Annotated in this window: 21 protein-coding genes; 11 read left to right on the plus strand and 10 right to left on the minus strand. The window is 38.9% G+C overall.

The genetic code is table 11. The features are described 5' to 3' along the window. Positions 1 to 136 precede the first annotated feature (136 nt). Positions 137 to 664, minus strand: a complete 528-nt coding sequence (locus tag FEFB_RS08330; protein ID WP_053068981.1) for a TetR/AcrR family transcriptional regulator — start codon at positions 662 to 664, stop codon at positions 137 to 139. Between the two features lie 137 nt (positions 665 to 801). On the opposite strand from FEFB_RS08330, the gene FEFB_RS07305 reads away from it, so the two are divergent. Then, a complete protein-coding gene (locus FEFB_RS07305) occupies positions 802 to 3,069 on the plus strand; it encodes an MMPL family transporter (protein ID WP_047975592.1) in 2,268 nt (755 codons plus the stop codon). Here the strand turns inward: FEFB_RS07305 and FEFB_RS08645 are convergent. From FEFB_RS08645 to FEFB_RS07325, 5 genes are all read right to left on the minus strand, one after another. Beyond that, a complete protein-coding gene (locus FEFB_RS08645; protein WP_152666253.1) occupies positions 2,990 to 3,514 on the minus strand; it encodes a hypothetical protein in 525 nt (174 codons plus the stop codon). The two genes, FEFB_RS07305 and FEFB_RS08645, sit on opposite strands and share 80 nt — an antisense overlap. 209 nt (positions 3,515 to 3,723) lie before the next feature. Further along, positions 3,724 to 4,779 (minus strand): tyrosine-type recombinase/integrase, encoded by a 1,056-nt coding sequence (locus tag FEFB_RS07310; protein ID WP_047975593.1) that lies wholly within the window; start codon positions 4,777 to 4,779, stop codon positions 3,724 to 3,726. A 73-nt stretch (positions 4,780 to 4,852) separates the two neighbouring features. Beyond that, on the minus strand, positions 4,853 to 5,302 hold the full coding sequence (locus FEFB_RS07315; RefSeq protein WP_053068982.1) for a hypothetical protein: 450 nt from the start codon (positions 5,300 to 5,302) through the stop codon (positions 4,853 to 4,855). Positions 5,303 to 5,369: 67 nt separating this feature from the next. Next, positions 5,370 to 5,678, minus strand: coding sequence for a hypothetical protein (locus FEFB_RS07320; RefSeq protein ID WP_047975594.1), 309 nt, complete (start codon positions 5,676 to 5,678; stop codon positions 5,370 to 5,372). Positions 5,679 to 5,687: 9 nt separating this feature from the next. After that, positions 5,688 to 6,380: an XRE family transcriptional regulator gene (locus tag FEFB_RS07325; protein ID WP_047975595.1), complete on the minus strand. Its 693-nt coding sequence runs from the start codon at positions 6,378 to 6,380 to the stop codon at positions 5,688 to 5,690. A gap of 168 nt (positions 6,381 to 6,548) precedes the next feature. On the opposite strand from FEFB_RS07325, the gene FEFB_RS07330 reads away from it, so the two are divergent. From FEFB_RS07330 to FEFB_RS07340, 3 genes are all read left to right on the plus strand, one after another. After that, the gene (locus tag FEFB_RS07330) at positions 6,549 to 6,788 is read left to right on the plus strand and encodes a DUF739 family protein (protein WP_047975596.1); all 240 of its coding nucleotides are present in this window, start codon (positions 6,549 to 6,551) and stop codon (positions 6,786 to 6,788) included. Positions 6,789 to 6,799: 11 nt separating this feature from the next. Further along, a complete protein-coding gene (locus FEFB_RS07335) occupies positions 6,800 to 7,513 on the plus strand; it encodes a phage antirepressor KilAC domain-containing protein (RefSeq protein WP_047975597.1) in 714 nt (237 codons plus the stop codon). Between the two features lie 150 nt (positions 7,514 to 7,663). Then, positions 7,664 to 7,972 carry a hypothetical protein gene (locus FEFB_RS07340; protein ID WP_047975598.1) on the plus strand — a complete coding sequence of 103 codons (309 nt, stop codon included), beginning with the start codon at positions 7,664 to 7,666 and terminating at the stop codon, positions 7,970 to 7,972. On the opposite strand, the gene FEFB_RS07345 is transcribed toward FEFB_RS07340, so the two are convergent. Beyond that, positions 7,950 to 8,201, minus strand: a complete 252-nt coding sequence (locus tag FEFB_RS07345; RefSeq protein ID WP_047975599.1) for a hypothetical protein — start codon at positions 8,199 to 8,201, stop codon at positions 7,950 to 7,952. The two genes, FEFB_RS07340 and FEFB_RS07345, sit on opposite strands and share 23 nt — an antisense overlap. A gap of 121 nt (positions 8,202 to 8,322) precedes the next feature. Between FEFB_RS07345 and FEFB_RS07350 the strand changes: the two genes are divergently transcribed. Then, positions 8,323 to 9,033 carry an ORF6C domain-containing protein gene (locus FEFB_RS07350; RefSeq protein ID WP_047975600.1) on the plus strand — a complete coding sequence of 237 codons (711 nt, stop codon included), beginning with the start codon at positions 8,323 to 8,325 and terminating at the stop codon, positions 9,031 to 9,033. A gap of 10 nt (positions 9,034 to 9,043) precedes the next feature. Beyond that, positions 9,044 to 9,337 carry a hypothetical protein gene (locus FEFB_RS07355; protein ID WP_047975601.1) on the plus strand — a complete coding sequence of 98 codons (294 nt, stop codon included), beginning with the start codon at positions 9,044 to 9,046 and terminating at the stop codon, positions 9,335 to 9,337. Here FEFB_RS07355 and FEFB_RS07360 read toward each other — a convergent pair. The 3 genes from FEFB_RS07360 to FEFB_RS08820 form a co-directional block, all read right to left on the minus strand. Then, complete coding sequence (locus FEFB_RS07360; RefSeq protein WP_047975602.1) at positions 9,324 to 9,599, minus strand: hypothetical protein; 276 nt, start codon at positions 9,597 to 9,599, stop codon at positions 9,324 to 9,326. The genes FEFB_RS07355 and FEFB_RS07360 overlap by 14 nt on opposite strands. A gap of 146 nt (positions 9,600 to 9,745) precedes the next feature. Next, entirely contained in the window at positions 9,746 to 10,108 is a 363-nt protein-coding gene (locus tag FEFB_RS07365) for a hypothetical protein (protein WP_047975603.1), read from the minus strand. Between the two features lie 23 nt (positions 10,109 to 10,131). After that, positions 10,132 to 10,347 carry a hypothetical protein gene (locus tag FEFB_RS08820; RefSeq protein WP_161795113.1) on the minus strand — a complete coding sequence of 72 codons (216 nt, stop codon included), beginning with the start codon at positions 10,345 to 10,347 and terminating at the stop codon, positions 10,132 to 10,134. 57 nt (positions 10,348 to 10,404) lie between these two features. Between FEFB_RS08820 and FEFB_RS09095 the strand changes: the two genes are divergently transcribed. The 5 genes from FEFB_RS09095 (at position 10,405) to FEFB_RS07385 (ending at position 11,428) form a co-directional block, all read left to right on the plus strand. Next, positions 10,405 to 10,527, plus strand: a complete 123-nt coding sequence (locus FEFB_RS09095; protein ID WP_255360192.1) for a hypothetical protein — start codon at positions 10,405 to 10,407, stop codon at positions 10,525 to 10,527. Positions 10,528 to 10,607: 80 nt separating this feature from the next. Further along, positions 10,608 to 10,814, plus strand: a complete 207-nt coding sequence (locus FEFB_RS07375) for a helix-turn-helix domain-containing protein (protein WP_047975605.1) — start codon at positions 10,608 to 10,610, stop codon at positions 10,812 to 10,814. Then, positions 10,801 to 10,992, plus strand: coding sequence for a helix-turn-helix transcriptional regulator (locus tag FEFB_RS07380; protein ID WP_047975606.1), 192 nt, complete (start codon positions 10,801 to 10,803; stop codon positions 10,990 to 10,992). The genes FEFB_RS07375 and FEFB_RS07380 overlap by 14 nt, the downstream gene beginning before the upstream one ends. Continuing rightward, positions 10,992 to 11,150: a hypothetical protein gene (locus FEFB_RS08825; RefSeq protein ID WP_161795114.1), complete on the plus strand. Its 159-nt coding sequence runs from the start codon at positions 10,992 to 10,994 to the stop codon at positions 11,148 to 11,150. The genes FEFB_RS07380 and FEFB_RS08825 overlap by 1 nt, the downstream gene beginning before the upstream one ends. Positions 11,151 to 11,152: 2 nt before the next feature. Beyond that, positions 11,153 to 11,428 carry a hypothetical protein gene (locus FEFB_RS07385; protein WP_047975607.1) on the plus strand — a complete coding sequence of 92 codons (276 nt, stop codon included), beginning with the start codon at positions 11,153 to 11,155 and terminating at the stop codon, positions 11,426 to 11,428. The last annotated feature ends 109 nt before the right edge of the window (positions 11,429 to 11,537 follow it).

The raw sequence follows: 11,537 nt of genomic DNA on the forward strand, positions 1-11,537 counted from the left end.
ACCAGACGCCACTAGAAGTTTTTCGGAGTTGTTCGAATTAAACTTGTAATCTGCCTTTTAAAAAAACGTCCAACTACTTGGCCATCCTCTGTAAGCAAAGTTAGCTTGCAGAGTAAGGTCAGCTGTTGAGCGTTTTTTAATTGAGGGGACCGTTCGTTTCAGCCGGTGGGAACTGCTTGGTAGTAACGATTTGGTCAAGAATATGGTAGTCACGGCGTAAATCATAGGGGACGTCACGGTTGGTATTCCACAGCTGGACAACGTAGAGGTTACCGACCAACCAGAGGAGTTTTTGGTCCGTTGTGACGGTCGAGAGGGCTTTAAAAATTGACTTATAAAATAGGTCCTCAAATGTACGGTCTTGTAATTGAAATTCTAAAACCTCAATGGTGCCATCAAAGTGAAAGGCTTTAATCGTTTCAAAGGGGTATTTTTTAAACTTATCAATGTCAAGTGTCGTATAGATTGATTGGACACTTGTGTTTAACAATTCATCTAAAAGTTCATACTTATCCACAAAGTGACGATAAAAAGTGTTGCGGTTAATCTCGGCAGCGACGCAAATTTCCTTCACTTTTATTTTGGAAAAGGGGATGTCATGGAGCAATTTTCCGGCAGTCATCAGCAGGTGGCGGTGCATTAAATCATAGCGTTTATTTTCCATAAAAGTTTTCCACCTCGCTTAAAAGCAACATTTTTTTGTTTTTGTTTCATTTTAGAACAGTGTAACATTTTTTGACTCTTCAAATCTTCTAAATTCCTTACTAAAATATTAGTGATGATTAAAAAGGAGGGGTAGAAATGCTCAAAAAACTCGGGGAATGGATTTATGAAAATAAAGTCAAAACCTTCCTGATTTGGCTAGTAGCCATTGTCCTTATCGGTGGTGGTGTAATCGGTCTTGGTTCGCACTTTTCACAGAATTTGACGATTAGTGGTGTGCCATCGACAAATATCCAGAGTACCCTGGAACGGGAATTCCATCAGAATCCTAACAGCGGTACGTTAAAGGTTGTCGTTCAAAATCAGAAGGGGATTACCGATGACCAAACAAAGGCAGATGTTGCCAAGGCCATCGCTAAAGCTCAGGATAAGTATGGTTCTGATATCAAAACCATTGCCAATCCTTATACCAACAACACTATCAGTTCTGATAATACGACCACTTATGTCGATATTACCTTCAAGGCCAACTCGACATCGGTGGCGCACAGTACGATTACCGGTATCCGCTCCATCTTTGATGATCGAGTGAAGACAAGTGGAACGAAGGTGGCTTATACTGGAACCGTCCAGTTAAAGCCATTTGAAATCGGTGGTCCTTCAGAAATTATTGGGGTTGTGATTGCCTTTGTTTTGTTGTTTGTATTGTTCCGTTCCTTTATTACTGCCGGAATGCCAATCGTTTCTGCCCTAGTTGGCTTGATTACTGGCTTGTTCCTCGTGATTATTGGGACGAACTTTGCAACGCTTGCCAATGTTGCCGAGACTTTGTCTGTCATGTTGGCCTTGGCCGTTGGAATCGATTACGCGCTCTTTATCTTGAACCGCTATCGGACTGATTTGGCCGAGACAAACGGTGATCAAAAGGTAGCCTTGGGAAGTGCCTTGTCCGAAGCCGGTAAGTCGGTTATCTTTGCCGGTGTGACGGTCATTATCGCCGTTTGCGGTTTGTCTTTTGCCGGCATCGAATTCGTGACAACCATGGGCTTTGCTGCTGCTGTAGCGGTCGCTATCGCCGTCTTGTCCGCCTTGACCTTCTTGCCAGCTTTGATTGCGGCTTGTGCTAAGTTTATTCGACCAAATACAAAGACGGTTGAACACATGGCCAAGAACCCATCAAAGTTTACGAAGTTTTTGACTGGTCACCCATGGACGGTGGTGATTGTTGCCGTTTTGGTTTTGGTTGGCATTGGCTTGCCAGCGCAAAATATGCGTTTAGGAATGCCCTACAACGGCTCTTTGCCAGAAAAGCAGACGGAGCGCCAGGCTTATGACATGATTTCCGATAAGTTTGGTGAGGGAATTAACTCACCATTGATTGCCGTTGTGAAATTAGATACTGACAAATCAGCTGCGGTCAACGAAGCCAATGTGGCCAAGATTGCCAGCCATTTGAACAGCCTCTCTGGCACAAAGACATTGTCGCCATTGTCAGTTGACCAGCAAAAGGCAGCGACCTTGCAAGCGCAACTGACACAAGAAGCCCAACAAAAGATGGCCTTACAGGCCCAAACAACTGGTCAGATGCCAACCCAGGCACAAAAGGATCAGGCGGCCTCTCAAATTAAGCAAGTGATTATGGAGCAGGCAACGAAGCCTTATCAGATTTCCGCTGACGGTAAGTATGCGATGTTAGTCATCATCCCAAAGAAGGGTTCTGAAGCAGTTGAGACGACTAATTTGGTCCACAAGATTCAGGACTACTCCGACCAGACAACAAAATCAAAGTACGCTGCTAAGATTACTTTGACTGGGGTTAACGCCGTCAACTTAGATATTACGAAGAAGCTTAATAATGCAACACCAATCTTTGTGTTCACCATTATTGTCCTAGCCTTTATCCTGTTGATGGTCGTCTTCCGCTCCTTAATTGTCCCAGCGGTAGCAATGGCCGGCTTTGGCCTGTCACTCTTGGCTTCCTTTGGCTTCACCACACTGGTGATCCAAGAAGGTTTCTTGAAGGAACTCTTTGGCGTCGCCAAAGCAGCACCGGTCCTTTCCTTTTTACCAATTATCGTTACAGCCATTCTCTTTGGTTTGGCGATGGACTACGAAGTCTTTATGGTTTCTCGCGCTCGTGAGGAATACCTGAAAACAGGTGATAACGACCGGGCAGTGACTGTTGCCATGCAGGACTCCGGTCCAATCGTGGTGACGGCGGCTTTGATTATGATTGCGGTCTTTGGCTCATTTGCTTTGAATCCAAGCCCAACCATCAAGTCTTTGGCCTTGGCCTTAGCCTTTGGTATCTTCTTTGATGCCTTTATTATCCGCTTGCTCTTCGTGCCAGCGATGCTAAAGATTTTTGGGAAAGCCAACTGGGTTTTCCCGGGTAATAAAAACTAAGAAATCCGACATCTTTTAAATTTTTTCTGCTTATAAAAATTGAAGATAAAGAAAAAGCCAGCTCAATTGAGCTGGCTTTTTGCTTGTTTAAAAAATTTTTTCTTCTACAATTATTTTCACCAGGAAATTTTTTCTCGCGGTACATTTGGTCGAAAATTTGATAGCCCTCAGCTAGTGTATAGGGTTTTTCCTGATTGTGATTCCAGAGGCGGATGATATACATGTTTCCTAATTTCCAAAGCGAAGAAGGGTCACTAGCCATCCGAGTGACGATTTTAAAAATTAAGCTGTCAAAGATATCTTGAAATTGTGGGTCAGAAAATTGAAAGTCTAACGTGGCCAGGGGCCCTGCGAACTCTAAGGCAGTCAGGGTTTCGAAGGGGTACTCTTTGAAGTGATCAATATTAACATGCTGAAAAAGGTGCTGAAAGGCTTCTGTGAGCATGACTTCCAGTAAATCAAATTTATCGTCAAAATGCCGGTAAAAGGTATTTTATGTTTTTGATAAAAATTATTGAAAACCGCTTTAAAACGGCGTTAATCCCTTATATATAGCGGTTTTTAATTTGTTTAAAATATATGTTTTTCAGACGTTTTATGACGTTTTCAGACGTTTTTATTATTTTTTTACACGTTTTTTGCACGGTTTGCACGTTAAAAAATAGACATCATTATTTTATTTGTTTTTTCTTCTTCTGTCTCCTTTTGCGCTTCCAAAAGGTGCGTGTAGATTCCAATGGTGGTTGATATATTCTTGTGTCCTAATCTCCTTGAAACGTACTTAATGTCAACACCTTTTGATAACAACAAGCTACCGTGAGAATGTCTTAAACCATGGAATGATATGTCTTTAATTCCAAGTGATTGAGTTGTTTTTTGAAGCAACGTTCGCACACTGTAATAACTAACATCAGACACGCGACCATCAACGTTTTTAAGTTGTTCAAGCAAATTATCATCAATTGTGATAATACGATTTCCTGATTTTGTTTTCGTTGATTTAACACGGCGAAATTGATCTAAAGCTTTATTGACAGATATTGTCTTCTTTTTGAAATCAATATCATTTACTGTGAGTGCCATAATCTCGCTTACTCGCATACCAGTATGAATGGCAATATAAATGGCTAAATAAGCGCCATCATGTCCATTCTTATCTAATTGTTGTTTGATATGCTTGTCAAGTTTCGCCAGTTCGTCAGCCTCTAAAAATTTTTCAGTTGCAGGCTTACCGTTACTGCCTGTCAGTTGAATTCTCACTGTTGGGTCTTTATCAAGTATGCCGTCAGCGTAAGCATCTTTCAAGCACTGGCTAATGTGGTTTTTTCTCTTCGCCACAGTCTGCTTAGAGTGTGTTTCACCGAATTCGTTAATAAACGCTTGGAAGTCAGAGCGAGTAAATTCAAGCAGATAAGCATTTGGCAAATACTTAATGATATTATCTAGCGTATTCTGATACTGGTGCCGAGTTCCACTTTCCAAATTGCTTTTGTACGTATCAACCCAAGATTCGAAATAGTCTGACAACAACATGTCTTTATATTTATTTTTTTCTACTTCAATAACACCAGATTCGATAGAAGAAGCCCACAGTTGAGCTTCTTTTTTTGTTTTGAAGCCTTGTTTACTTGGGCGCTTTTTCTTTCCATTTACAGTTATAGATGTGAATGCTCGCCAATTATTTTGGCTTAATTTAACAAAACTAGCCATAATTCCTCCATTTAGGTACAAATAAAAAGGCCTGTGGCCTTAATCGTGTATGTATGCCCAAAAAGGGCGATTGTTACTTCAATCCAGTAGATGCAGCAGAGTAAAGCAACCATGATCCATCGTCTTGTTTCATAAATGATAATGTAACGTTTGAACCAAGTGAGCCATTGGTGTTTGACCAGATAGCAATTTGTGTATCCATTCCGTTTACTGATGAATTTGAAGTAGATGAAGGCTTACCGTACTTTGATTCAATAGAGCTAAGGCTTTCTCCTCCTTGTGCTTTGTTCATCATGTCGCCCTTTTGAAGACTATCGAAATCAGCTTGAGTCCATTTTTGAGTAGACTTTTTGCTTGTTTTTGATGAGGATGATCCAGAATCATTTTTGCTTGATGAACCGCCAGCACCAGCACCTCCGATAACAACAACTAATACGACAACAATCCAGAACCACGCCTTCTTATAAAAAGGCTTCTTCTGAACGTATGTATTGCCGTTTTCGTCAGTAATCTTCTTGCTCATAATGCTTCTCCTATCAGCTTTTAACGTGGTTCAGTCTTGCACGTAATATGTACACCGCTTGTGCGGTTTATTCGCTCATTTCAAGCTCTGCCATGCTGTCCTCAAAACTTTCAAGAATTTCATTCTCTTCAATAAAGTTTTTCCAACGTAGGGGACTGGCTTTTTTTAAAGTGTCGCTTTTTAATTTTTCATGGAAATTAACGACTACATCGTGCCATGACTTTTGAGCTGCTCGTTCCATCTTATCGTCGTTGAATCGTTTGGACACTTTTCTCCGACTATTGCGGTCGATTTGGTCTTCACGTGCTTTTTCGATGAAAATATCGTAAGCTCGGCAATTATCTTTAATGTATTGATCTAATTCGTCGACATTCATTATTACACCTTATAAGACTACAATTCCGAACAGCGACATTTCGTGCTCTTCGTTAATTGGTAAGTCATGATACTTCTTGTTAAGTGATACCAAACGGCAACCGTTGTTGTCATGCACAAACTTCTTAACGTATGCCTGTCCATCATAGTCAGCAATGACAATCTGCCCTGAACGAGCTTCCTGTGCCTTCTTAACGAAGATGATTTGTTTATCATCGAACAGGGGAGTCATCGAGTCACCATTAACAGTAACGGCGAAGTCGTGTTCTGGAACAGTGCCACTGTAGTCAACTTCTTCTGGTTGGTTATCGACCATGTATTCGCCTGTACCAGCCGAAACAGCGCCGTAAACTTCAACTGTGTTTGTCGTTGGCAATTGGACGACTTTGTTTTGTTCATCTAATTGTTCGTTAGCAAAATAGTATAACTTTTTTTGATGTCCGTCATCTAATTGGTTAGCAATGTTAAATATTTTTTCAGGCGTGCTTTCGTTTGTCATAGGAACGTCTGCTCCAATCAGCCAACTAGGATTAACATTCAAAGCCTTAGCAATAATGAAAATTTTATCTTGCTTAGCAGAATATTGCCCAGACAACCATTGGCTAATAGAAGATTTACCAATACCTGTCAACTTAGATAATTCAGCCGATTTTACTTTCTTATATTCCATGGCCTCTTTGAGGCGAAGATTAAAACTGTCCATATCTATGTCTTCCTTTATTAGTATAACTTTATTATAAACATAAGTTCAGACAAACTCAACTATTAAATAAAAAAAGTTCAGAAAATCTGAAAAAGGTGTTGCAAAACAAAAAAAGTGATGATATTATTAATTTGTTCAGAAAAACTGAACGAACGAAAGGAGGATTAAATGATTAAATTCAATTATGAACGATTGTATGGTCGAATGAAGTCTAAAGGATTCAATCAAAGTTCGCTTGCTAGAAAAATTGGAATTTCAGCAGGAACAATGACCAACAAATTGAAGGGACAACCTTTCAAACAAGATGAAATTTTAAACATTTGCAATGTGTTAGATATTGCTGATGAAGATATGTCATCTTATTTTTTTACAATTAAAGTTCAGAAAACTGAACAAGCTACAGCATAAAGGAGGCAAACATGAATCAAATCATCAAAATTAAAACAAACAAGCAAGGTGAGGTAAGTGTCAGCGCTCGTGAATTGTATCAGGCGCTAGAGGTTAAGAAGAGTTATCGATTTCAACAATGGTTTGAAACTAACTCTAAACAATTAATCGAAAATGTGGATTTTAGGTGTGTGGATGTAACCACACAGCAAAATCAATACGGTGGAATCAAGACAATTAATGATTATCAACTAACAGTCGATGCCGCTAAGCAAATTGCAATGATGTCCGGAACAGATAAAGGACGTGAAATTCGCCTGTACTTCATTGAAGTTGAAAAGCAATGGAATAGTCCAGAACTAATGTTGTCACGGTCACTACAGTACGCCAATTCAAAATTGATTGGTTATGAATCACAGATTGCTGAATTGACACCAAAAGCAGAAATGAACGATGTCTTTATTGAAACTGGCGCAGCTATTGGTGTTCGTGAAGCGGCTAAAGAAATGAACGTTAAGCAAAACGAGTTCATTGATCACTTGCTGAACAACAAGTATCTCTACCGTTCGTCGGGAAGTCGAGGGAAGTTGCAACCATACAAAAAGTATGTACCTAAGTTCTTCGTGCTGAAGAGTGGTTCTGTAAATGGTGTTGAATTTACGCCACAAGTTTTGATCACGCCGTACGGACGTCAGTTCTTCTATAAGAAGTTTTACGCGCCGGACCAAATGGAAATGAGTGTGTAAAAGGCCAACACGGCAAATGAAGTAAGGTGTTTGACAACCTGAAAGTCAAATAGATAGGTAGCTAACAATAATCAGCCAACGAGTGTCCGGCAACAAAAAAACCACCATATAGGTGGCTGTATTACCGGCAGTAGTGATAAAGGAAAAATGATGACAACAACAATTGATATGTTGATTACACATTATCGAAAAGTTAAAAGAGAAGCTGAGCAGAGAAACAATGAAGAGTATGTCTTGTTGTTGATTAAAAATTCTCGAGAGAATATATCGTTTCAAGGTCGAGCCAATTTTGGAACGTTCATGATTAACTCTGTTCCATACAATGGTTTGCTAGTTTCTCAAATTATACTTGATAACTCATTTGAAGGTGAACTATCAACTTTGCTAGTCGTAAATAAGAGGTTATTTACGTTATCTAGTATTCGTGCAGAAGAAATTATGAATCTATATGAAATTTAACAACACGCTCAACATAATCGATGGTATGAGTTATTGAACGTTTGTTAGTATTTTCAAACTTTAAAATATGTTCTTTGTAGCTAAGGATACCGTCGAAAGCGATTAATGGGATAGAAAACGACTTATCACCTTTAATTAAACTTTCTTCTAAATAAATGTTTAACAAGTGCAAAGATTGTAGCTCTTCAATTTCTTCTTTGCTTAGGTTAGCATAATTTTCATTGTTCATACCTATCACACCCTTTAGTTATTTCAGATTATTAGATGGTTAGATCAAGGTAACTGTCGTTAGAGTTACCTTAAATTAACTTGACGACATTTAAATTTATTTTATCAAAAAGGAGAAGCAAATGAATGAAGTAAAAGCTTTCAACTTTGAAAGTAACGAAGTACGAACTGTACTTATTGATAACGAGCCTTGGTTCGTAGGGAAAGATGTGGCAGAGACCTTGGGATATTCCCAAACTGCTAAAGCAATTCGAACGCACGTCGAAGTTGATGACAAAGGGGTGTCCGTTTTGGACACCCCCGGAGGAAAGCAACAGATGACTGTAATTAATGAGTCTGGTGTGTTCGCTCTTATCTTTGGTAGTGAATTAGATAGTGCTAAGCGTTTTAAAAAGTGGGTCACATCAGAAGTCCTGCCAAGCATTCGCAAGACTGGTAGCTATTCAGTTCAAAAAGACCCAATGGCTATCTTAGCGACAACGTTTGAAGCATTGAAACAGCAGGAAGATAAGCAGAATAAGTTGGAACAACGCTTAGACAAATTTGAAGACGATCAGGAAATTCGCAGTTGGGAACAATCAGAACTGTTGCAGTTGCGCCGCAATCGAGTATTTGCAATCTTGGGTGGCAAGTATAGCCAAGCATACAAAGAACTTTCTAGCGAAGTATTTCATGCAATTGCCAAAGATTTCAAGCAACAGTTCAGCGTGCCACGTTATAACGCACTGCCACGCAAATATTTTGAAGATGGCAAGCGTTTCTTGAGTAATTGGGAACCGAATAATTTGCTTGAATTAGCAATTCGTGGAGCTAACCAAGAACAGACGGCGTAAAGGAGAAAGCATGAACGAAAAACAAGAACTATATCAAGAATTAGAGAACATTAAAAATATGTTCGACAGTATCGATGTAAACAAAAAGAGCAGTGCTGATACACTACTCTCCACTTCTGCAAGAATTACTCATTTAGCAAACAAAGTTAAAGAATACCAACTAGAGATAGATGCAAAAGAGACAGACGATAAGGCTGACTCAAATGTTATTCAGGAAAACTACTTTAGAGGTATGAACTTTAATGGTGACCCTGAACTAGCTTCGATTCTGAATGAATTGGCTAAGCGAATTACAAGTCGTTAAACAAGTTGCGCTTGTAATCTGAATCATAACTTGAATAAAAGTCGTGGACATCAAGTACAAAAAAATCACGGGGAGGATTCATCTCTAAAAATTCATGAGAAAAATCATTTAATGACATTTTTGTTTTGATAACGATTAGTTCACCGGTTAGCTGAAGCCAATTTCCTTGTCCGACCAAGTCTTCAAGTAAACCACGAGACTCAATGCTTTTTTCATCAGACCCATTCAAAGGCATATTAAAATACACAATAAATTTATTCATAAATATTCTCCTTTCAATTTACTAGGCACTGCAATGCCAGTAATTAAAGGATACCAAAAGAAAGGAAGACGAAATCATGAAAAAAGAAGATGAACAGTTCCCAAGGGTTCCAGATTGGGTTGCTCCATTGTCAGCCAGCGTTGGATTTATGATTGGAACTTTAGTAGTCCTAATAGCCATGTTGTTAATAAAGTGACTAAAACTCCACTAGTAAAACCTGATAGTAGAGGCATCAAAAACCCACTTTTCCATTCATGCTTATTATTGATTTTCATCAAATCAAAATAAGTTTTCCCAGCAGTTGTTGGATAATACAGTGCATTAGCTATCTTGCTCAAGTATCCATTATTTAATAATTCTGCTAATGCAATTTCAGTTTTTGAGTCATCAGGGAGTGGTGAATTTCTGAATATTTCACCCTCTGCAATATGTTCTCTTAATGAATCAAAATAATCAAATTCATTACTTAAGAATTTTTTCAGTAGTATTTCTGCGTTTTTTGTAAGCATTGTATTCTCCTTATGGACTGGGTTTAGCTTCTGTAATTAAAGGATACCAAAAGAAAGGAAGACGAAATCATGAAAAAAGCACCACTATCACGGTATGGTTCAAGGGTGTTTAACAACATTGGCGAATTAGCAGAAGTCATGGAAACAACAAGAGATAACGTCAATTCAATACTGTCAATGCCTGGATCCCCATATGCGCCAATCCCTGGACGTAAAAAGCCAATATACGTTGAATTCAAGGTGGCTGAATTCTTAGACAGTATTACCAGATACAAGCCGAAGATGTAGGGGGATTTATGAGCGTATTTAATCAAATGTGGTCGATTGTAACAACGATTGTCACCATAGCAGTTATTGCCTTATCAGCGTTTGAAATTGGCTACACGCTGGGACGAGATGACAAAAATAAGACAAAATAAAAGCCCGCTTAGCAGAGCGAGCTTAGGCATAAATTTATCCAGAAAAATAATTTATGCCTCTAGTATACCACGGAGGACGTATGAGTAAAAACAGATTGAAAAAAATGCGCAAGAAACAAAGTAAAACGCTCAAAGAAATTTCAGAAAAAACTGGAATTAGTGATGTGAATTTATCTAGATATGAAAACAATAAAATTGAACCAAAACTAGCCACATGGGAAGAACTAGCTAAGTTCTACGGCGTGACACCAGCATATCTAGTGGGGTGGAGCGATGAACCGCATTAAGCAATTGAGAACTGAAAAAAATATTGGTCAAGATCAACTTGCTGATTATTTGGGTGTATCAAGGCAGACAATTTCTCATTATGAACGAGGAGATAGAGAACCAAAACTTGAAAACTGGCGGAAATTAACAGATTACTTTGGAGTTAAATTCGAGTATCTAGTCGGATGGGAGGACTAATGGACCAAGAAAAGTATATCGAGATTATTAAATCACAGGCGGACGTTATTAGCTCACAATCCGAGTTAATTAGCACACTTAGTGAATTGGTACAGTCCCTAACAGACCAGGCAACTAACGATGTAGTTGTTTCAGGATTTTCAAAAGCGGAGGACTAAGTATGGCAACAACAGGCAATTTGGTTGCTGATGGCCTTGACCAACACTTACGTGAATATGATGAATGGGTCAACAATAAGCAGTCAGAGAATCATCTCAACGTTTGGAAGCACGGTGAACTAACCCTTGATGAAATTGAAGAGTCTAACTTAGGTGCATTCTTGAAACATATCAAAAAGACTGGATATCCGTTCCAGTATGTACTTGATGCTGATTTAGGAGAGTTCTTAGACTCTGATGAATTAACAAGTTACTCAGTCGAGACAATTTATTTTTAGGAGAAAGAAATGCGACAAAACATTGAATTTAAACCAACTCCAGAATTGAACGATGGCTTATATAAGTTACAAATGGCAATGAAACAACCAGATAAGACAAAGACTGGTG

The organism is Fructobacillus sp. EFB-N1, from assembly GCF_001038455.1.
In the GTDB taxonomy this organism is placed as follows: Bacteria; Bacillota; Bacilli; order Lactobacillales; family Lactobacillaceae; genus Fructobacillus; species Fructobacillus cardui.